This window comes from Ruegeria sp. HKCCD9138 (assembly GCF_057220975.1).
This window is the reverse complement of the sequence record NZ_JBWVAZ010000004.1, coordinates 38,681-60,321: the sequence shown is the minus strand read 5'-3', so window position 1 is coordinate 60,321 and position 21,641 is coordinate 38,681. Positions and strand designations below refer to the sequence as shown.

Below are 21,641 nucleotides of genomic sequence, written 5' to 3'. Positions count from 1 at the left end.
TGATTTAGGCGACGGGCAATCGTCGTTCCACGAGCTCAGCAAACCAGCTGCACCCTGCAGGAATGGCGTCGTCGTCGAAATTGTATTCCGGGTGGTGGCACATGGCCGTATCCCCGTTCCCGATAAAGATGTAGGCTCCGGGCCGTTCTTCAAGCATGTAGGCGAAATCTTCTGACGGCATGATCGGATCGGTGTTGTCGTTGACCTTGCCTGCCACGGCCTGCGCGGCCTCGGAGGCGTAGTTGGTTTCAGCTTCCGAGTTCACGGTAACCGGATAGCCGGGTGTCCACGTTACCTGAGCAGACGCACCAAAGGCCGAGGCTGTGTCCTCGGCAATCCGTCGCACGCGCACTTCGGCAATCGAGCGGTACTCCGGATCAAGTGTTCTGACAGTCCCTTGCAACCTTACGGTGTGGGCGATGACATTTGAGGCGACGCTGTCAGTTTCAAACGTACCTACGGTCAATACAACGCGTTTGATCGGATCGACGGTGCGCGACACAACCGATTGCAAAGCCACGACAATATGCGACGCCACAAGCGTTGTGTCGACGGCATCATGGGGTGCCGCCGCATGCCCCCCTTTGCCGGTCACGACAATCTCGAACTCATCGGAGGACGCCAGCAGAGCACCGGGCCGGATCGCGAACTCTCCAACCGGAAGTCCCGGCATGTTGTGCATGCCGTAGACTTCCTGAATACCCCAGCGTTCCATCAGGCCATCCTGACACATGGCCAATCCGCCGGCGCCACCTTCTTCAGCCGGTTGAAAGATCAGAACCACAGTCCCGTCGAAATTCCGCGTCTCGGCCAGATATTGCGCAGCGCCCAGCAGCATCGAGGTGTGGCCGTCATGTCCGCAGGCGTGCATCTTGCCCGAAACGGTCGAGGCATACTCTACCCCGGTTGCTTCTTCGATGGGCAAAGCGTCCATGTCGGCACGCAAGCCGATCACTCGACCGCTCGAATCCTCTCGCCCACGGATCACGGCCACTACACCGGTTTTGCCGATGCCCGGAGTGATCTCGTCGACCCCGAAATCTTTGAGCCGTTCCACAACAAACCCTGCAGTCTCATGTACGTCATACATCAGCTCAGGATGCGCATGCAGATGACGGCGCCATTTGGTGATCTCGCCATGCATTTCGGCAAGTCGGTTCTTGACGGGCATCTTTGATCTCCTCCTGACAGGCTGGTTACTGAGACACCCTCTGTACCAGGCGTTCCATAAATTTCTGACCTTCGTTGAATTGCGCGATGGTGATGAATTCGTTTGGCTGATGGGCCTGCGCAATATCACCGGGCCCGCAGATCACTGCTGAATACCCGGCCTCCTGAAATTGCCCGGCCTCGGTTCCATAACTGACCACGTGAGTGGCGTTGTCGCCGGTCAAAGATCGCACCAATGCCTCGGCCTCGCCATTCTTTTCCGGGACCAAAGCAGGAACCGCGAAGGTTTCAGCAACTTCGATGCGCGCCTCCGGGTGGACGGCCTGCATCCGGGCCTCGGCCGCCTCGACGCGCTCCATATAGGCCTTACGCCAATCCGAAGCAGCTTCGCCGGGCACCACCCTGAAATCCATCATGAAACGGCAATCCTTGGCGGTGATGTTATGGGCAGTACCACCTTCGATCATGCCGACATGACAAGTGGTCCAGGGCGGGTTGAAAATGGCCGCGATTTCGCTGGGTTGGGCGGCCCTGTTCTTGGCGTTCTGTTCATTCGCCCAATCAATCAGTGGTGCCGCTTCCATGATCGCGTTCACACCAGTGTGCATGATCGAGCTGTGAACCTCAAATCCGACCACATGGGTATCGTAGCCAAAGCCACCTTTGTGGCCCGTGACGGCCTGCATCATCGACGGTTCGCCAACGATCACGGCCGAGCCCTTGGGCACCACCCCCTGCATTGCCTTGATCATCGGAGGGGCGCCGGTGCATCCAACCTCTTCGTCAAAGCTCAGCGCAAGTTGCAGCGGGCGTTTGACGCCGAAGTGGTGCGCTTCGACCAGTGCCCAGATCGCCAGCGCATCGAATCCCTTCATGTCGCAGGTGCCGCGGCCGAAATACTTGCCGCCCTCCTCAGTGACTGTGAACGGATCCGTGTCCCATGGTTGTCCATCTACTGGCACAACGTCCGTATGTCCCGACAGGACAACAGCGCCCTCTTCCCAGGGCCCGACATGGGCATACAGAGCAGCCTTGTGCGGTTGGTCCGGGTCGGGCCAGCGATGCGCTTCGATCCCGTGGTCGCGCAGATAATCTTCGACCCAATCAATCAACGGCAGGTTGCTGACGCGGCTGACTGTCGGGAATGAGATCAACTTGGTCATGATCTCAAGCGGAGTCAGGCGTACTGGCATTCTGATCAATACCCGCTGTCGGTGGTCAGGATAAAATGGCCCGGTTCGACTTCGCGGTATTCAGATGGTTCTGGCCTGTAGCCGATTGGATGAATTGGTGACGGGATCGGCTTGAAATTCAGGTCTTTTTCCGATTTGCGTTTGTTCGGATCAGCGATCGGAACGGCCTTCATCAGCGCCTGCGTGTACGGGTGCTGCGGGTTCTCGAAAACCCGCGCGCGCGGGCCAAGTTCAACGATCCGCCCCAGATACATAACACCCACCTGATGGCTGACCCGTTCAACCACCGCCATGTCATGGCTGATGAACAGATAGCTGAGGCCAAGCTCTGCCTGCAGTTCCATCATCAGGTTCAAAACCTGTGCCTGCACTGATACGTCCAGGGCCGACACGGCTTCATCCGCAATGATCAGCTTGGGATTCAGGGCCAGGGCGCGCGCAATTGCGATCCGCTGACGCTGGCCGCCCGACATTTCGTGCGGGAATCGGCGCATGAAACTGCGCGGCAGCTGCACCTTTTCAAACAGTTGCGCGACACGGTCCTGCAGCTCTGACCCCGATGCCACTCCATAGTTTCGCATCGGTTCCGCGACCTGGTCGACCAGTTGCATCTGCGGGTTCAGCGAAGCGAATGGATCCTGAAATATCATCTGCATGTCCAGCCGCGCCTTGCGCAGACCGGCCTGATCCAGCTTCATGATATCAAGCCCGTCCAGGTTGACCTCGCCCGACATCGGCTCGACCAACCGCAGGATTGAACGCCCCGCCGAAGACTTTCCGCACCCGGACTCACCCACCAGGCTTAGCGTCTGCCCCTTGTTCAGCGTGAACGAGACATCCTCGACCGCGTGCACGTTGGAAATGGTCCGCCGCAGCAACCCGCCTTTGACCGCGAAGCGTGTGGTCAGGTTCTTGACGGTTAACAGCACATCTTCGGTGCCCGGAATGGGCGCGATTTTTTGACCTTCGACACCCAGCAGTTTCATTGGTTCGGGCGCCGATTTGCCCTGCATCTCTCCCAGTTTCGGCACCGCCGCCAGCAGGGCCTTGGTGTATTCATGCTGCGGGTTCTCGAAGATTTCGTTGACCGTACCTTCTTCGACCTTGTTGCCGCGGAACATGACCACAACGCGGTCAGCCATTTGAGCAACCACCGCCATGTCATGGGTGATGAACATAACCGCCGTGCCGGTTTCCCGCTTGAGCCGGTCCATCAGGGCCAGAATTTCGGCCTGAATGGTGACGTCCAGTGCGGTTGTCGGTTCGTCTGCGATCAGCAGACGCGGCTCACACGCCATGGCCATCGCGATCACTACGCGCTGGCGCATCCCGCCGGACAATTCATGTGGATATTGCTTCAGGCGTCGTTCGGGCTCGGGTATGCGGACCTGACGCAACAGTTCAAGCGCCCGCGCCTCGGCATCGGTTTTGTTCATATCCTTGTGGATTCGCAAACCTTCCGTCAGTTGCCGACCGACCGTGAACACCGGGTTCAGCGCCGTCATTGGCTCCTGAAAGATCATTCCGATCTCGTTACCCCGAATCTGTTTCATCAGATCCTGATCGGCCTTGGACAGATCCATCTCTTCGCCATCGCGCCGGTCGAACAGCAATTGACCACCTGCGATTTCGCCGCCGCCGAACTCGACCAGCCGCATCAGCGACAGAGAGGAAACAGACTTGCCCGAGCCCGATTCGCCAACGATGCAAACGGTTTCCCCCGGCTTCACCTCGAACGAGACGTCTTCGACCCCGACCACGGGCCCGTCCTTGGTTTGAAATTCGACCCGAAGTTTCTTGATCTGGGCAATTGGCTGATCCAGCACGTGCACGCTCCCCTTGGCGGCTTATGTTTTTTGGTTGCCAAACGCTAAGTCGCCGAGGCGGGAAAAGTCAAACCCATTGCAGGATTTCGCTGCGGCAAGGCTTGCAATTTTCGGAAACTCTGTTTCGATACGCCGCGTAACCGTATTTGGGAGAGGACGGATTTGACGAAGCGTAGATTGCATTTACGTTTCAATTCAGCGTCTTACACCCAAACGCGGCAACGCCTAGTCCGCAGGCCTTGCGGAAATAATCGAGACACGCACGTGTCCAACATGGAGTGTATGATGAAAATCAAAACCCTTTTGCTTGGTGCGATTGCCAGCACGGCTATGGCCCCGATGGCCTTTGCCGAGCGCGGATCGGACGGCAATGTCAGCATCATCTACTGGCAGGCGCCTTCGATTCTGAACCCGTTCCTGTCGGGTGGCACCAAGGATGTGGAATCGGCCTCGCTGGTGATCGAGCCTCTGGCCCGGTACGACCAGGATGGCAACATGGTGCCCTATCTGGCCGCCGAGATTCCGACCGTTGAAAATGGTGGCGTCAGCGAAGACCTGACTTCGATCACCTGGAAAATCGCACCTGGAATCACCTGGTCGGACGGTACGCCGTTCACATCGGCCGACGTGAAATTCACCGCGGATTACTGCATGCACCCCGAAGGCGGTTGCGCGCAGGTGACCAAGTTCGAAGGCGTAACTTCGGTCGAGGCCGTGGATGACATGACCGTCAAAGTTACGTTCGATGCGCCGACTCCTTTCCCCTACGGCCCGTTCGTTGGTGGTGAAAGCCCGATCATTCAGGCCGCACAGTTCGCGGATTGCGTGGGCGCGAAAGCTCCTGAGTGTACCGAGCAGAACTTCAACCCGATCGGCACCGGCCCGTTTGTCGTCACCGAGTTCAAGCCGAACGACGTGATCACTTTCAAGGCCAATGACAACTACCGTGATCCGAACAAACCGGCCTTTGCCACCGTGACCTTCAAAGGCGGCGGCGATGCAACCGCTGCGGGCCGCGCCGTCATGGAAACCGGCGAGTTCGACTATGCCTGGAACCTGCAGCTGGCGCCGGAAGTGATCGCGCAGATGCAGGAGGGCGGCAAAGGCACCCCGGTCGCAGGCTTCGGTCCGCTGGTCGAGCGCCTCATGCTGAACCAGACCAACCCGTCGCCCGATCTGCCGGAAGGCGAGCGTTCGACCGCTGCGCATCCGCATCCGTTCCTGACCGATCCGGCTGTCTACAAGGCGATGTCATTGGCCATCGACCGTCCGCTGCTGGTGGAAATCGGCTACGGGCAGGCCGGTAAGGTCACTTGTAACTGGGTTCCGGCCCCGGCTGCATTCAACTCGACAACGATGACCTGCGACACACAGGATATCGAAGGCGCGAAGAAACTGCTGGACGATGCAGGCATTGTCGACACCAACGGCGACGGCGTTCGTGAAAAAGACGGCGTTCCGCTGAAAATCGTCTACCAGACCTCGACCAACGCCGTTCGTCAGGACTTCCAGGCGCTGATCAAGGAATGGTGGAGCCAGATCGGCATCGAAACCGAGCTGCGCAACATCAACGCATCGGTCTTCTTCGGCGGTGACCCGGGCTCGCCCGACACCTTCCAGAAGTTCTACGCCGACGTCGAGATGTACGCCAACACCTTCAACGGCACTGACCCGCAGTCCTATCTGGGCAACGGCCTGTGCGACAAGGCTCCGCGTCCCGATACGCAGTGGCAGGGCGAAAACATCAGCCGCTTCTGCAACGAGGAGTTCGACAAGCTGCACGGTCAGCTGGCCGAGACCGCCGGTCTTGAGCAGCGCGCCGAGATCGCGAAGCAGCTGAACGACATCATGGTTCAGAACGGCGGCATGATCCCGCTGGTACACCGTGGCCGTCTGTCGGCGCATTCGAACACGCTGGGTGGTGTTGTCCTGAACGTCTGGGACAGCGAACTGTGGAACATCGCTGACTGGTACCGTAAAACCGGTTCCTAAGCGTAAAGCTTGCAAAGCCGCGCCCCGATCCCTTTCGGGGCGCGGATTTTCGCACATTCCACCAACAAGAAGACGCATATAAAGGCGCCTCTTAATGCTCAACTTTACGATCAGACGACTGATCCTGGCAGTTCCAACACTGCTGTTCATCAGCCTCGTCATCTTCCTGCTCCTCGAATTCGCACCTGGCGATCCGATGGCGCAGGTACCGCTCACCGTTCCCCCCGAAGTCAAAGAGAAGATGCGCGAGGCCCTTGGCCTCGGTCAGCCGATGCATATCCGGTTCTGGAAATGGATCGTGCAGTTCTTCTGGATCGAACCGCAGGTTCTGATCGACCATATCTTTGGCACGACTTTCTCCGAAGGTGACCTGCGCGTGATTTCGTGGCAGACCCGCTCGCCCGTCATGGACATCGTGGTTCAGCGTATCCCGCAGACCCTGTGGGTTGTTGGCACCGCCTATGTGGTCGCCATCCTGATCGCCCTGCCCATCGGCATCTATTCGGCTTATCGCCAGTATTCCTGGTTCGATCAGATGGGAACCTTTGTGTCGATGGTCGGATTCTCGGTTCCGCCCTTCTTCTCGGGCGTACTGGTGATCGTGATCTTCTCGGTTCAGCTAGGCTGGTTTCCGTCAATCTATGACACTACGCATGTGGTGAATGATTGGGACAGCTTCGTGGTGCAATTGAAGCAGATGATCATGCCGGTCATGGTCTTGGCGCTTCAGATCACCGCGCAGCTCAGCCGGTTCATGCGTGCCTCGATGCTGGACAACCTAAATCAGGATTACGTCCGAACCGCCCGCGCCAAGGGGCTGAGTGAATACACCGTGGTCATGGTTCACGTGCTGCGAAACTCGATGATTCCCGTGGTCACCGTGATCGCGCTGGGTATCCCAGCCATCTTCGGCGGTGCCATCATCACCGAGCAGGTGTTCAAGGTGAACGGTATTGGCCAGTTGCTGATCGGTGCCATTCAGGCCAATGACCTTCCGATGGTGCAAACCCTGACCTTCATCTTTGCCGTACTCATCGTGCTGTTCAACCTGATCGCAGACGTTCTGTATGGCATTCTGGACCCGAGGATTCGCTATGACTGATCATGATCGCACGGATTCCCTGGTCCCCGACGAAGGTCTGGCCCCCGCTTCGACCGCTCTGCCAACCACTGACGTGATGGAGGAACTGGCCACCCCGCCCCGCAGCCAATGGCGCGACGTCTGGGACCAGTTCAAGACTCACAAGGGAGCGATGATCGGGGCGATCCTGTTCATCTTCATTGTCGCCGGCGTCTATCTGGGACCGTATCTCTGGAGCATTGATCCCACGCAGATCGACATTCGCGCGCGCAATCAGGGGCCAAGCTGGACGCACCCGTTCGGGACCGACCAACTGGGCCGCGATATCCTGGCGCGGATGATGTCAGGCGGGCAAACCTCGGTTTCGGTGGGCATCACCGCGATGCTTCTGGCGCTGCTACTGGGCTCGCTCATTGGGGTTCTGGCCGGGTTCTTCCGGAGGCTGGACGGCCCACTGATGCGCCTGACCGACCTGTTCCTGGCCCTGCCCTTGCTGCCGCTTCTGCTGGTCATGATGCTGCTGTTCCGCGAGCCTTTGTCCGCTGCCTTCGGACTGGAGCGCGGGATTTTCATCCTGATCGTCTGCGCCATCGGGATCACATCGTGGATGCCGACGGCACGGATCGTGCGCGGCGATGTGCTGGCCATCAAGGAGCGTGAGTTCGTTCTGGCCGCCCGGTCCATCGGCACCAGCAACTCGCAAATCATTACGCGCCACATCCTTCCCAACGTGCTGTCGCCAATCATGGTTTCCGCAACGCTGGGCATCGCCACGGCGATCATCACCGAAAGCGCTTTGTCCTTCCTCGGCCTCGGTTTCCCGCCGGATTTCCCGACCTGGGGGCGTTTGCTATTCGACGGCGTCGATTATCTGCAACAATACCCGGAACGCGTGTTCTGGCCCGGCCTTGCTATCTCGTTGACCGTGCTGAGCGTCAACTATCTCGGCGATGGCCTGCGTGATGCACTGGATCCGCGCATTCGCGGGCGTTGAAGAAAACTCAGTCGGCGTGCCGCAGCGCGCCGGCTAAAACCACGATCAGGATGGCCAACGGCAAGAGGATTGCAAAGGCCAGCCGCAAAGTCAGCACCTCGGCCAAGATTCCAATCAGCGGCGGCCCGATTAGTAATCCGCCGTATCCCAGAGTAGCAACACTCGCGATGGCCTGCCCAGGCGGAACGTCCGGATCACTTGCCGCGCGACTGAACGCCAGCGGCATGATCACGGCATAACCCACACCCATAAGTGCAAATCCGGCCAAAGCCAGCAGCGGAGTTGCGGTGGAGACGACGCAAAGCACACCCAGCGCAGCACATACACCACCGAACCTGGCCGTTGCGACCGGCCCAAATCGAGCGATGAGCACTCCGCCTGCAAGGCGGAACGACACCATCGTGACCGAAAAGATGGCGTATCCCAATGCGGCCACGCTCTCTGCCGCGCCGGTGACATCACGCAGAAATATCGCGCTCCAATCCGCAACTGCGCCTTCGCCAAGAGCCCCGCACAGGGCAGTAAGCCCGACCAGAACCAATGCACCGGATGGCAATGCAAAGACCGATCCTTTTGACAGTTCGGACCGTCGCGATGTCCAGCGAACCCAGGACAAGGCAAGGGCGAGCGCGACGACAATACTCCCAGCCAGCAGAAAGTGGCTGATCACTGCCAGGCCCATCTGAACAGCCGCATACCCGCTGAGCGCCCCCAACCCGGCCCCTAGGCTCCACATTGCGTGAAACGAGGACATGACTGGCTTGTCATAGGTGCGCTCAACCTCTGCTGCCCACGCATTCATCGCTACGTCCATCGAGCCGTGAAAGGCACCAAAGATGAACAGGAATGCAGCCAAGGCCCAGAAGCCACCCGCCAAGGCCAGCAATATCAGAGAGAACGTGTAAAGAACCGCGACCACACGCGTGATGGCCACTGCGCCGAAGCGGTCCGTCAGCCGCCCCGTGATCGGAAACGAGCATACGGCCCCTGCGGCCATGAACAGCAGGCCATAACCCAGCGCCTCGTGAGTCAGGTCCAGCCGGTCAAGGACGGCCGGGATACGCGACGCCCAGATACCGAACAGCGCACCGTTCAGGATGAACATGGCAGCGACAGCCCGCCATGCGGCCACAATGCTGATCACGGAAGATCCTCATGAAATCCGCCAAACGACGCCTGTTCTACAGACCTCGCAGAGATTGGCAAACGGCGTTTATGCCAACCGCTTTCGAATTTGCCGGACCCCATACCAGACGCCCAGTACCACCGGGATCGTTACCGCGGCCGTCAACATGCCTTTGCTGATCCCGACTTGCGTCACCGGATAAAGCAAATAGCTAACCAATGAGACCGCATAGTAACTGATAGCAACCACCGACAACCCTTCGACCGTGTGCTGCAGGCGCAGGGCAAGGTCGGCGCGTCGGTCCATGCTTTCCAGCAAAGCCTGGTTCTGAGCGCTGCGTTCCACATCCACACGCGTTCGCAGCAACTCTCCCGCTCGGATGGCCCGGTCGGACAGTGCTTGCAGGCGGCGTTCCGTGGATTTTACAGTACGGATCGCAGGGTCGTATCGACGCATCATGAAATCGGCAAAGTTCTGGCCGCCCTGAAACCGCTCTTCACGAAGAACCTCGATCCGCTGGTTGACGATGGCTTCATAGGCACCAGTGGCTCCGAACCGGAAAGAGCACTGAGCCGAGAGTGTTTCGAGTTCGATGGAAGTCGACAACAGATCTTGTAACAACGCGTCAGGCTGCGCCGAGTTGTCGGTCATCTGCCCCATCAATCGGGTCAATTGCCCGTCCAGCTCTCCGATACGCGGCATCAGTTGTTTGACGCGCGCGAACCCCAACATTGACATCGCTTTATAGGTTTCGATTTCGCACAGGCGCTGGACGATCCGGCCCGTCCTGCGTTCGCCTGTGCCTTCGGTCACAAACAACGCAAAGCGCATATGGCCCGCCGGGTCGATACGAAAATCGCTGGCACATACGGCGGTATCATCCAGTACTCGGGCCACCGCGAGGCTTTCCGGTTCGAACCAATCCAGCAGTTTGGATTTAACCGCCTCGTCACTTTCGCGTTCAATCACGCGCACCATAGCCGACGTGACCCGCTGACCCGGGCTTGCCATCAGCCAATCGGGCGGAAAGACTTCGAAATCGGCCGGATTGAACGCGCGATCACTCACGTTCTGGGCAATCGCGGTGTAGGTGACGAACTCGGTATGTTGCTCCCACTTTAGCCAATGGCGCCCGATTTGACCGGCGTAGTGCGTGGCATCCGGCTGAGGGTGCTGCGCACCGTGACGATCCAGCAGGTTGATCAGGTGCGCCAGATCTTCGCTGCGATCCCGCGCAACGGCGGCTTCCGGCTTCTTGATTGCCAGAAAGACCACCGTGCACGGCATTGTCGCCACCGGGAAAGGGCGCGCGTGCAGTTCATTGGCCAGCGCATAGCGCAGGGGATGGTCGTCTATTGGCGTCATTTGGGGCTCCGCTTCGTCCGGCGCACTATACGACACATATGCAATACATCAATTATCTTTTTATTTCATATACTTACAAGGATACATCGGTATACAAGCTCGCTATCTCATTGATTTGGTTGCCAGAGTTCTATTGGATTCCCTTCCGGATCGTGAATGCGGGCGAATTTTCCGATCTCGCTGTCCCACTCTGCGCGGGTTTCAACCTGGATCCCGGCCTCTTCGAGCTGAGTGATCATAGCGCCCATGTCGTCGACCCGAAAATTGATCATCCACTGCTGTTCCGGTCGCCCAAAATACTCGGTGTCCTGCGCAAAGGGGGCAAAAACGGTGTACCCTTCACGTTGCTTCCAGGGCACCGGATCGTAGTGATTAACGCCCAGGTGTTTTTCGTACCATGCACTCAATGCCTTCGGATCTTTGGCGCGGAAGAACAGGCCGCCAATACCGTTGACTTTCTCCATACGTCACCTCCTGTGACTTCAGGGTACAGCAAAAACAGAAAAGGCGCCCGGGTGGGGCGCCTTTTGTCGTGATATCTGGCCTGATCAGTCGATCATCGGCAGCAGTTTGTCGAGCGACTGCTTTGCATCGCCATAGAACATGCGTGTGTTTTCCTTGAAGAACAGCGGGTTTTCGATGCCCGAATACCCGGTGCCCTGACCGCGCTTGGACACGAACACCTGCTTGGCCTTCCAGCATTCCAGAACCGGCATGCCGGCGATGGGGCTGTTGGGGTCTTCCTGTGCGGCCGGGTTCACGATGTCGTTCGAGCCGATGACGATGGCCACATCCGTGTCCGGGAAATCCTCGTTGATCTCGTCCATTTCCAGAACGATGTCGTAGGGCACTTTCGCCTCGGCCAACAGAACGTTCATATGGCCGGGCAGACGACCCGCAACGGGGTGGATCGCAAAGCGCACCTCTTTGCCCTTGGCACGCAATTTGCGCACCAGTTCGGAGACCGACTGCTGTGCCTGCGCCACAGCCATTCCGTAGCCCGGGATGATGATAATGCTGTCGGCGTCATTCAGGGCTGCGGCCACGCCATCGGCGTCGATGGCCACCTGCTCACCTTCAACAGCCATCTGTTCACCTTGCGGGCCACCAAAGCCGCCCAGGATCACGCTGACAAAGTGGCGGTTCATCGCCTTGCACATGATGTAGGACAGGATCGCACCCGACGAGCCGACCAGTGCGCCCACAACGATCAGCAGGTCGTTGCCCAGCGAGAAGCCGATGGCAGCCGCCGCCCAGCCCGAGTAGCTGTTCAGCATCGACACAACCACCGGCATGTCGGCGCCGCCGATGCCCATGATCAGGTGATAGCCGATGAACAGCGCCGCCAGCGTCATCAGGAACAGCGGGAAGAAGAAGCCCGAGGCGGTGTACCAGATCAGGCAGATCAGCGACAATCCGGCCGCTGCCGCGTTCAGCGCATGGCCACCGGGCAGTTTGGTTGCCGCAGATGTCACCTTGCCAGCCAGCTTGCCATAGGCCACGACCGAACCGGTAAATGTGATGGCACCGATAAAGACGCCCAGGAACAGTTCCACATGCAGGATCGACAGTTCCGCCGGGGTTTTCTTGGCGATCAGTTGGGCAAACCCTCCGAGACCGGTGTAAAGCACTTCTTTCGATGCGTCCGAGACCGCCATCACTTCGGCGACGTTCAGAACTTCAAAATGCGCATTGAAGCCGACGAACACAGCCGCCAGACCAACAAGCGAGTGCATCGCGGCCACAAGCTGCGGCATCTCGGTCATCTGAACGCGCTGCGCCACATATTGACCGATCATGCCACCGCCAGCGATCAACAGCAGCGACAACAGCCACCGCCCCGCACCAGGGCCAACCAGCGTGGCAAAGACCGCCAGCGCCATACCGACGATGCCGTACCAGACCGCGCGCTTGGCGCTTTCCTGGTTCGACAGACCGCCGAGTGAAAGGATGAAAAGGACAGCCGCAACGACATAGGCGGCAGTAGTGAAGCCAAATTCCATGTGCCCGGCCTCCTTAAGATTTCTGGAACATGGCAAGCATGCGCCGGGTTACGAGGAAGCCTCCGAAGATGTTGATCCCGGCCATGAACACGGACAGTGCCGCCAGCAGAATAACCAGGAACGACCCCGACCCAATCTGCATCAAGGCCCCAACGATAATGATCGACGAGATCGCGTTGGTGATCGCCATCAGCGGAGTGTGCAAGCTGTGCGAGACGTTCCAGATCACCTGGAAGCCCACAAAAATGGCCAGCACGAAGACGATGAAGTGCTGCATGAAGCTGGCCGGAGCCACCAGCCCCACCAACAGCATCAGTGCACCGCCGACCCCCAACAAGGTGAACTGCTGTTTGGTCTGTGCCTTGAAGGCAGCAAGCTCCTGCGCCTTCTTCTCTTCCGCGGTCAGTTCCTTGACCTCGGGCTTTTTCTGCGTCGCAATCGCCTGCACCTTGGGCGGCGGCGGCGGGAAGGTGATCTCGCCATCGTATGTCACGGTCGAACCACGGATCACATCGTCTTCCATGTCATGATTGACCTTGCCATCCTTTTCAGGCGTCAGGTCCGTCATCATATGGCGGATGTTGGTGGCATAGAGCGACGACGACTGCGCCGCCATCCGGCTTGGGAAATCGGTATAGCCGACGATGGTCACCCCATTCGGGGTCACGACCTTTTCGTCCGGCACGGTGCCCTCGACGTTGCCGCCCCGTTCGGCAGCGAGGTCAACGATGACCGAGCCCGGCTTCATCGCCTTGACCATATCCTCAAGCCACAGCTTGGGCGCCGGGCGATTGGGGATCAGGGCGGTGGTGATCACGATGTCCATTTCCGGAGCAAGCTCGCGGAACTTGGCCAGTTGGGCGTTACGGAACTCTTCCGACTGGACCGAGGCATAGCCGCCCGTGGCCGCGCCGTCCTGCTGTTCTTCTTCGAAGTCCAGATAGACGAACTCAGCGCCCATGGATTCGACCTGCTCGGCCACTTCGGGGCGCACATCGAAGGCGTAGGTAATCGCGCCCAGCGAGGTCGAGGTCCCGATCGCCGCCAGGCCCGCCACACCGGCGCCAACGATCAGCACCTTGGCAGGCGGCACCTTACCGGCTGCCGTTACCTGACCGGTGAAGAAGCGCCCAAAGTTATTGCCCGCTTCGATCACCGCACGGTAACCGGCGATATTCGCCATCGAAGACAGAGCGTCCATCTTCTGCGCACGGGAAATACGCGGCACCATCTCCATGGCGATCACGTTTGCGCCCTTGGATTTGGCCAGTTCCATCCCCTCTTCATTCCCGGCCGGATTGAAGAACGAGATCAGCGTCTTGCCCTTGGTCAGACGCTTCAGTTCGGTTTCGTTGGGTTGGCGCACCTTGGCGATGATATCAGCCGCCTTCCACAGGGCCGCCGCGGTTTTTACAACCTCGACACCGGCTTCCTTATACGCTGCGTCCGAAAACCCAGCCGCCGCACCGGCGCCCTTTTCCATCAGGCAATCATAGCCCAGTTTTTGCAATTGACGCGCCGAGTCCGGTGTCATCGCCACCCGGTTCTCCCCGTCAAAAATCTCCTTCGGTGTGCCTATCTTCAACGGTGCAGTCCCCCTAATTTTCGGTCTGTTCGCGCAGGTGGTTTGAATTCTTCGCCAAGACTTGATTTATCTCGCGAAAGATTGTTTCGCAAGCGCAGCAATTTTTACGTTGTGTCAAAAATCTCACAGCCTCAGATCCATCGACGTGTTTGGCGTTCGTACCGGGCAAAATCCGCCCGGAAGGTTCGGCGTAACCGGTCTTCTTCCGGTACGATAAAACGGCGCTCCAACACCCAGACGAATACGGGTATCAGAACCAGCGACAGCACCGCATCAAAGCGCAGGATGAGCCCGGCCAGGATCAACACATCGCCGAGGTAGATTGGGTTGCGACTGCGCTTGTAAATCCCTGACTGTACCATGGCCGAAGGCGTTTCGTGCGGGATCACGGTTGTGCGGTGCCGCCGGAACTCGACAATCGCCATAATTGCCAAAACGATCCCGGCACCAATCAGCAAGCCGCTGAGCAAGTCGGTTACGGCGCCTTTCAGCGATAGTCCAAACGGCAGCATTCGACCCTGCAACCAGGCAATTAGCGCAAAGCCGATCAGCCAGACGGGCGGGATATCGATCCTGCGCATGTCTTCCTCCTGTCGCAACATCTCGAAAAGCATGTCGCTTTCGTGTCATGTCCTACCGCTTTCTGGGTGCGAAGGCAAAAGCTCAGGGTGTCGCAGCCCGTGCGATCAGCGGCCGGTACATAGATGGACAGGCCCGGAAGGATCAGATACGCCAGTGAGAATTCCAACCTGTCCATACAAACGCACGAGACTCCATGACCGATTTCAGCAAAACCAAGGCAATGTTCCACCTGCCTGAAGGCATGATTTACCTGGACGGGAATTCTCTGGGCCCTCTTCCCAAGGCAACGGACGCAAGAGTTCAGGAGATGCTGAGCCTTGAATGGGGAGAGATGCTGATCACCGGGTGGAACAAGGCCGGATGGATGGCTCTGCCGACCGGTCTTGGCGACCAGATCGGCCGGTTGATCGGGGCCGAGCCGGGAAGTGTTGTTGTTGGCGATACTCTGTCGATCAAGGTCTATCAGGCCGTAGCCTCGGCGCTGGAACTTAATCCGGAACGCAAGGTGGTCTTGTCAGACAATGGCAACTTCCCTTCTGATCTCTATATGGCTGATGGGTTGCTGCGGTCGCTGGGGGCTGACTACGAGTTGCGCGTGGTCGAGCCGGAGGAAGTCGCCTCGCACGTCACTGAAGAGGTCGCCGTTCTGATGCTGACCGAAGTCGATTACCGCACCGGGCGCATGCATGACATGAAAGCGCTGACCGAACTGGCCCATGCCAATGGCGTGGTGACGGTTTGGGACCTGGCACACTCGGCCGGTGCAATTCCTGTGAACCTGTCCGGATGCAACGCGGATTTTGCCGTCGGTTGTACATATAAGTACCTCAACGGAGGTCCTGGCGCGCCAGCGTTCATCTATGTAGCGCCGCGCCTGTCCGAGCGGGTGCGTCCGGCGCTATCCGGTTGGCTGGGGCACGAAGCGCCCTTTGCTTTTGACCTTGATTACCGACCCGGCGCCGGGATCGAACGGATGCGGGTCGGCACCCCACCGGTGATCCAAATGACGGCGTTGTCTTCTGCGATGGACATCTGGGATATGGCCGACATGGCCGACGTGAGGGCCAAATCCATCGAATTGACCGAACTGTTCGTCACGGGTGTAGAAGCCTCCTGCCCCGAATTGGAACTGGCCAGCCCGCGCGACCCTCACCAGCGCGGCAGCCAGATTTCATTCCGCTTTGCAGAAGGATACGCCGCCATGCAGGCTCTGATCGAGCGCGGCGTGATCGGAGACTTCCGCGCGCCCGATATAATGCGGTTCGGGTTCACACCGCTCTATATCGACGAAAGCGACGTGAAACAGGCCGTTGAGATTCTGGCTGACATCATCGGCAACAAGTTATGGGACAAACCGGAATACAAGATCCGACAGCGTGTTACCTGAGCTCCAACCCGGCACCAAGCAGCGCTGCCAGTTGAGAAATCCTCTGTTCGAACTCTTCGGCGCCTGAGGCGGTCATCTTGATGCCCTTCAGGGCCGCGGTAATCGTGCCGGCGGTTTCATCCGGCCCGACAGGGAGATGTACGCGACCTGCGGCATCTTCGCGCCGCAGCCAGTCCGCATAAAGGCGTGTCAGTTTGCCCTCTCCGTCCTGAACAATGTCGGTAGACATGGATTTGGTGGTGTCCAGCATTTCAAGCCCGTGGGGCGAGGCAAGGATTTCTGCCATCCCTTCGGATTGCGCCTGAATCGCCCGGGCCAGAATACCCGGTACGGTTCCATCACCGGTGAGAGCCTGCGCCACCAAAGCGGTCTTTTGTTCGTAATACAGCCGGGTCAGTTCGCGAACGATCGCCTCTTTGTTCTTGTAATGCAGATACACAGCAGGCCGAGACATCCCGGCCCCCTTGGCAATGTCATCCATAGAGGTTTTTCGAAAACCATAGGTCGCAAAGGCTTGAAATGCCGAATTCAGAATCGCGGCCTGCCTGGGATCTTCGCTAGCATTTGTCATATCTGAACCCCTGACAGTTTTTGTTATTTTTGTCAATTGACAACCTGACACTTTGCATTAATTATGTCAGAAACCAGCCACAGCCAAGAGAGGTGCGCCATGGCGACCACCCTATCGATCAACGGAAAAACCCATCAGGTCGATCTGCCTGATGATGTTCCCTTATTGTGGGTCCTGCGCGACGAGGTCGGCCTGACAGGGACCAAATTCGGCTGCGGCGTTGCCGCCTGCGGGTCTTGCACCGTTCACATTGATGGCGAGGCCGTGCGCTCGTGTCAGGTGGCGCTGTCAGATGTCTGGGGCGACGTGACGACAATCGAAGGGCTGGGTACGCCAGACGCAATGGCAACGATCCAACAGGCCTGGGTCGACAACCAGGTCGCGCAATGTGGCTACTGCCAGTCTGGTCAGATCATGCAGGCAGCTGCCTTGCTGTCGACTAACCCGACCCCGACCGATGCCGATATCGATGAAGCGATGCAGGGCAATCTGTGCCGCTGCGGTACCTATCCCCGCATCCGCGCCGCCATTCACGACGCCGCAGCCAAGCTGAAGGAGGTCTGAGCCATGGCAAGCATCGGAAAAATCCTGCGCCGCACATTCCTGATCGGATCGGCCGCAATCGTGGGCGGTGTGGCCTTCGGCGCCTATTACGTTACCCGACCCGCAGCCAACCCGCTGAAGCCAGGCAAGGGCGAGACTGCACTTAGCCCCTTTGTTCTGATTGATCAGCAGGGCGTTACCTTGTTCGCGCCGCGTGCGGAAATGGGCCAGGGCGTGATGACCACCTGGGCCGCCCTGATAGCGGAAGAGTTGGATGTCGAACTCGACCAGATCCGCGTGCTGCACGGCCCGGCGGCAGCGGCCTACTACAATACGGCCATGATTGGGGAAGGTCTGCCGAACAAGGGCTATGACGTCACAGACTTCCAGCACAATCTGGCCGAGGCTCTGGGCGTGATCGGCAAGGTCCTAAGCCTTCACGTCACCGGTGGGTCGACATCGATGAAAGATGGGTTCGAGCGGATGAGGATGGCTGGCGCCGCCGCCCGCGAGACGCTGAAACAGGCCGCCGCGAACCAACTGGGCGTGGACCGCGCGCAATTGAAGACCGAAAATGGCGCGGTGATTGCCCCGGACGGGACACGCATCCCGTACACGGATCTCGCCGAAGCGGCAGGTCAGGTCGAGCCGCCCGAGGTCGAACTGCGCGATCCCACCAACTGGCGTCTGTTGGGTCAATCCCAGCCGCGCATAGACATCCCGGGCAAGTCGACGGGCACGGCCGAATTTGGAATTGACGTTCGGCCCGAGGGCTTAAAATTCGCATCGGTCCGCATGAACCCCAAACTGGGCGGCCAAATGAACGGTTTCGATGCCAGCGCGGCGGAAAACATGCCCGGCGTGGAAAAGGTCGTCGACCTTGGCACAGGTGTCGCTGTCATTGCCAGCAACACCTGGCTGGCCATGCAGGCGGTCGAGGCAATCGACGTGGATTGGGGCGAAGCGCCCTACCCGCCAGAGACGGATGGCTTGTTCGAGCAGATTGCCAAGGCATTTGACGACGAACCCAATTCGACCATGCGCGACGATGGCGACGTCGAAGCATTGCCTGATGGGGCAACTGAAATCACCGCGGAATACTCCGTTCCTTATCTGGCCCATGCCACCATGGAGCCGATGAACGCAACAGCGCTATTTTCCGGCGACCGGCTGGAATTCTGGGGCGGCAACCAGGCGCCGACCTTCATGCAGATGAAAATCGCCCGGGCCGCAAATCTGGACACCGAAGCGGTCGAGGTGCACACCACCTACCTCGGTGGCGGGTTCGGACGGCGCGGCGAATTCGACTTTGGCGTGATTGCCACACACGTCGCCATGGCGATGCCGGGAAACCCGGTCCAGACCACCTGGAGCCGCGAAGAAGACATGCGCCACGACTTTTACCGCCCCGGCGCGATGGCCCGGATGCGTGGCGCGGTCAAGGATGGCAAGGCCGTGCTGATTGATGGCAAGGTCGCATCGCAATCCTGCACACATCAGGCCGTTGAACGCGTGACCGGAATGGCAGGCGGCGGCCCCGACAAGGTGCTGGTCGAGGGGTTGTTCAACCAACCTTATGCCGTGCCGAATTACAGGATCAGCGGCCACATCGCGGACCTGCAGGTTCCGGTTGGCTTCTGGCGTTCGGTCGGCAACAGCCATAACGGGTTCTTCCACGAAACATTTATGGACGAGATGGCCCATGCCGCCGGTCGAGACCCGCTGGAGTTCCGGCTGGAACTCGCCAGCAGTGAGCATGCCCCGTCGGCCGGCTGTCTTCAGGCCGTAAAGGAAATGTCCGGCTGGACCGGCAAGACACCCGACGGTGTCGGACGCGGAGTGGCACTGACCTACAGCTTCGGCACGCCTGTCGCGCAGGTGATCGAAGTAGTGGATGAAGATGGCACTATTCGCATCAACAAGGCCTGGATTGCTTGCGACATGGGTCTGGCGCTGGATCCGGCCACGGTCGAAGCTCAGATGATCAGCGGCATGATCTACGGTCTGTCCGCTGCCGCCCATGGCGAGATCACGTTCAGCGATGGCGAGGTCGAGCAATTCAACTTCCCCGACTACGACGCCCTGCGCATGCACACCACCCCTGTGACCGAGGTCCGGGTGCTGGAAACCAACAAGCATATGGGCGGCGCAGGCGAGCCCGGCACTCCGCCATCCATGCCCGCGCTTGGAAACGCCTTGTTCGACCTGACGGGCGAGCGCGCTCGCGTGTTGCCACTGAACAAGCAGTTCAACTTGCTGGTTTGAAGTTTTGACGAACCGGTCCGTTGTTGGGTCGGTTCGTCTGCCGCGATCAAGCCGATCGCTTCAATTGAGCTTTGCCCTTGCAACTATTCCAGGAACGCACTGCGTCGCCAAAAGCTTCGAACAGGGGGCGGGACACGGGGTCATTGGCCGCATCCCATTCCGGGTGCCACTGCACGGATAGAGTGAAACCGGGCGCATCCTTGATGTAGATTGCTTCGGGCGTGCCGTCCGGTGCGTACCCGTCGACGACGATGTTCTGCCCAACCGTCTTGATCCCCTGCCCGTGCAAGGTGTTGGTCATCACCTCGCGTGCGCCAAACAACCCGTGGAAAACCCCTCCTTCCGTCAATGACACGACATGGCGCAGGGCGAATTTCTCTTCCAACGTTCCATCTGGCGGCATCCGATGGTTCTGCCGCCCCGGCAGGTCACGGATTTCCGGGTACAAGGTCCCACCCAAGGCAACATTGACTTCCTGGAACCCTCGGCAAATCCCGAAAAAGGGCTGGCCACGTTGGGCGCAGGCCCGCACCAGAGGCAGGGTGATCGCATCGCGCGCCCGGTCAAAATCGCCGTGCGCAGCTGTTGCGGCTTCACCATATTCTTCTGGGTGAACATTCGGGCGCCCGCCTGTCAGCAGGAAACCGTCGCAGACTGCCAGCAGTTCCTCTACCGAAACAAAACGCGGATCGGCCGGGATCAGCAATGGGATACAGTCCGAGACGTTGGATATGGCGTCCGAATTCATCGTACCGCCCGCGTGGGTCGGATACTGATCGTTCATCAGATAGGAGTTGCCGATTATTCCAACGATCGGGCGCACCATCTAATTCTCTCCTAATTCTCTAACTGCTCGAACCTTAATGCCAAATTCGCGAGTTTTTTCAAAGTGCATGGGCGCAGCTTGCTCTGTGAATTTCTCAACATCTGCACAGCCGTGCCAAAGATATGCCCCAAATTTGGTGGAATGAGACAAGAGGAGAGCTTTTCGAGTTATTACAATGACCGTAACAGCCAGCGCGAATAAGTCCGTTCGGTGTACGCCTCAAGCGACGCTGAACCGCCCAGAGGCCTTTCTTGCGGCGACTCTGGTTTTTATGGCTGCGCTGAGTTTTGTTCTATCCGCCATGAAATCGCAGCCAATAGCATGGTGGGCGTTTGCCATTAGCCTGGCTCCAACCCTGGGATTGTTTGCGGCCGGAGTTTACATCCGCCGATTCAAAAACCAGCCTAGGATCGCGAAACTGGCCATCGCTAACAGTGTGTTTCTGGGGTTTACCGGAATAACGACGCTGCTCATCTATCTGAGGTTTCCGATCTCGGAACTTGCCTTTGACAAGTGGCTCATACAGGCAGATGCGTTGGTTGGCTATTCCTGGCCCGTCTTTGTTGAACATGTCGCAGCCAATCCATGGATCGGGTATACGCTCAGTTACGTTTACCACAGCTCTTTACCGCAGTTATTTGTAATGATTGGCTTTCTCTCCCTGGCAGGATACTCGGGCCCTCTCGACCGGGTTATGCTGGCCGGTAGCATCAGCCTGCTGTTGACTACGTTTATCTGGTGGCTGGCGCCCAGCGTCGGTCCTTCGGTATTCTTCTCCCTGCCGGCGGGGCTTGAGGATTCCATTCGCCTGGCTACCAACAGCGCTTATGCCTCAACTTTGCGTATGCTGGCCGATCAGGGGCTTACTGTGATTTCGCCTTCGGATATCGTCGGCACCATTGCCTTCCCGTCCTATCATACGGTGATGGCATTGTTGGTCGTCTGGTATCTGCGCGGCACGGTATTGTTCTTGCCGGCACTCGCCCTGAATGTCGTCATGATCCCGGCAATTCTGTCGCATGGCGGCCATCACCTGACGGACATGGCTGGCGGTGTTGCGGTGTTCGCTGTTTCGGCATGGATTGCGGCGCGCCCGTGGTTTGACCGCCCCGCAGATGAGCACCAATAAGAC

General features: G+C 58.8%; 18 protein-coding genes. 7 read left to right on the top strand and 11 right to left on the bottom strand.

Going from position 1 to position 21,641, the window contains the following annotated elements; all coding sequences use genetic code 11:
• Positions 1–4: 4 nt before the first annotated feature.
• The 3 genes from AC2TEL_RS08285 to AC2TEL_RS08275 are packed head-to-tail and all read right to left on the bottom strand — an operon-like array spanning position 5 to position 4,189.
• Positions 5–1,171 carry a M20 aminoacylase family protein gene (locus AC2TEL_RS08285; protein WP_480843536.1) on the bottom strand — a complete coding sequence of 389 codons (1,167 nt, stop codon included), beginning with the start codon at positions 1,169–1,171 and terminating at the stop codon, positions 5–7.
• 25 nt (positions 1,172–1,196) lie between these two features.
• The gene (gene argE, locus AC2TEL_RS08280) at positions 1,197–2,363 is read right to left on the bottom strand and encodes an acetylornithine deacetylase (protein WP_480903153.1); all 1,167 of its coding nucleotides are present in this window, start codon (positions 2,361–2,363) and stop codon (positions 1,197–1,199) included.
• 5 nt (positions 2,364–2,368) lie between these two features.
• The gene (locus AC2TEL_RS08275) at positions 2,369–4,189 is read right to left on the bottom strand and encodes an ABC transporter ATP-binding protein (protein WP_480903151.1); all 1,821 of its coding nucleotides are present in this window, start codon (positions 4,187–4,189) and stop codon (positions 2,369–2,371) included.
• Positions 4,190–4,474: 285 nt separating this feature from the next.
• Between AC2TEL_RS08275 and AC2TEL_RS08270 the strand changes: the two genes are divergently transcribed.
• From AC2TEL_RS08270 to AC2TEL_RS08260, 3 genes are all read left to right on the top strand, one after another.
• Positions 4,475–6,181: a peptide ABC transporter substrate-binding protein gene (locus AC2TEL_RS08270; protein WP_480843541.1), complete on the top strand. Its 1,707-nt coding sequence runs from the start codon at positions 4,475–4,477 to the stop codon at positions 6,179–6,181.
• Between the two features lie 94 nt (positions 6,182–6,275).
• Positions 6,276–7,283: an ABC transporter permease gene (locus tag AC2TEL_RS08265; protein WP_480843542.1), complete on the top strand. Its 1,008-nt coding sequence runs from the start codon at positions 6,276–6,278 to the stop codon at positions 7,281–7,283.
• Entirely contained in the window at positions 7,276–8,256 is a 981-nt protein-coding gene (locus AC2TEL_RS08260; RefSeq protein ID WP_480843544.1) for an ABC transporter permease, read from the top strand. Before AC2TEL_RS08265 ends, AC2TEL_RS08260 begins: the two co-directional genes overlap by 8 nt.
• Before the next feature lie 7 nt (positions 8,257–8,263).
• Here AC2TEL_RS08260 and AC2TEL_RS08255 read toward each other — a convergent pair whose 3' ends face one another.
• From AC2TEL_RS08255 to AC2TEL_RS08230, 6 genes are all read right to left on the bottom strand, one after another.
• Positions 8,264–9,400 carry an MFS transporter gene (locus AC2TEL_RS08255; RefSeq protein WP_480903149.1) on the bottom strand — a complete coding sequence of 379 codons (1,137 nt, stop codon included), beginning with the start codon at positions 9,398–9,400 and terminating at the stop codon, positions 8,264–8,266.
• A gap of 69 nt (positions 9,401–9,469) precedes the next feature.
• A complete protein-coding gene (locus AC2TEL_RS08250) occupies positions 9,470–10,747 on the bottom strand; it encodes a DUF3422 family protein (RefSeq protein ID WP_480903147.1) in 1,278 nt (425 codons plus the stop codon).
• A gap of 107 nt (positions 10,748–10,854) precedes the next feature.
• The gene (locus tag AC2TEL_RS08245; RefSeq protein WP_480843550.1) at positions 10,855–11,211 is read right to left on the bottom strand and encodes a VOC family protein; all 357 of its coding nucleotides are present in this window, start codon (positions 11,209–11,211) and stop codon (positions 10,855–10,857) included.
• Positions 11,212–11,295: 84 nt separating this feature from the next.
• Positions 11,296–12,750, bottom strand: coding sequence for an NAD(P)(+) transhydrogenase (Re/Si-specific) subunit beta (locus AC2TEL_RS08240; protein ID WP_480903146.1), 1,455 nt, complete (start codon positions 12,748–12,750; stop codon positions 11,296–11,298).
• 13 nt (positions 12,751–12,763) lie between these two features.
• Positions 12,764–14,335, bottom strand: coding sequence for a Re/Si-specific NAD(P)(+) transhydrogenase subunit alpha (locus tag AC2TEL_RS08235; protein WP_480903144.1), 1,572 nt, complete (start codon positions 14,333–14,335; stop codon positions 12,764–12,766).
• 131 nt (positions 14,336–14,466) lie between these two features.
• On the bottom strand, positions 14,467–14,916 hold the full coding sequence (locus AC2TEL_RS08230; protein ID WP_480843556.1) for a methyltransferase family protein: 450 nt from the start codon (positions 14,914–14,916) through the stop codon (positions 14,467–14,469).
• A 194-nt stretch (positions 14,917–15,110) separates the two neighbouring features.
• Here AC2TEL_RS08230 and kynU point away from each other — a divergent pair, with 194 nt between their 5' ends.
• Positions 15,111–16,304, top strand: a complete 1,194-nt coding sequence (gene kynU, locus AC2TEL_RS08225) for a kynureninase (protein WP_480903143.1) — start codon at positions 15,111–15,113, stop codon at positions 16,302–16,304.
• Here the strand turns inward: kynU and AC2TEL_RS08220 are convergent.
• Entirely contained in the window at positions 16,297–16,875 is a 579-nt protein-coding gene (locus AC2TEL_RS08220) for a TetR/AcrR family transcriptional regulator (protein ID WP_480903141.1), read from the bottom strand. The two genes, kynU and AC2TEL_RS08220, sit on opposite strands and share 8 nt — an antisense overlap.
• 99 nt (positions 16,876–16,974) lie before the next feature.
• Here AC2TEL_RS08220 and AC2TEL_RS08215 point away from each other — a divergent pair, with 99 nt between their 5' ends.
• Together AC2TEL_RS08215 and AC2TEL_RS08210 are read left to right on the top strand one after the other, a co-directional pair.
• A complete protein-coding gene (locus AC2TEL_RS08215; protein WP_480843561.1) occupies positions 16,975–17,439 on the top strand; it encodes a (2Fe-2S)-binding protein in 465 nt (154 codons plus the stop codon).
• Between the two features lie 3 nt (positions 17,440–17,442).
• Positions 17,443–19,683, top strand: coding sequence for a xanthine dehydrogenase family protein molybdopterin-binding subunit (locus AC2TEL_RS08210; protein WP_480903139.1), 2,241 nt, complete (start codon positions 17,443–17,445; stop codon positions 19,681–19,683).
• A gap of 46 nt (positions 19,684–19,729) precedes the next feature.
• Here the strand turns inward: AC2TEL_RS08210 and AC2TEL_RS08205 are convergent, their stop codons facing one another.
• Complete coding sequence (locus AC2TEL_RS08205) at positions 19,730–20,509, bottom strand: gamma-glutamyl-gamma-aminobutyrate hydrolase family protein (RefSeq protein WP_480843566.1); 780 nt, start codon at positions 20,507–20,509, stop codon at positions 19,730–19,732.
• A gap of 175 nt (positions 20,510–20,684) precedes the next feature.
• On the opposite strand from AC2TEL_RS08205, the gene AC2TEL_RS08200 reads away from it, so the two are divergent.
• Positions 20,685–21,638 carry a phosphatase PAP2 family protein gene (locus AC2TEL_RS08200; protein WP_480903137.1) on the top strand — a complete coding sequence of 318 codons (954 nt, stop codon included), beginning with the start codon at positions 20,685–20,687 and terminating at the stop codon, positions 21,636–21,638.
• The last annotated feature ends 3 nt before the right edge of the window (positions 21,639–21,641 follow it).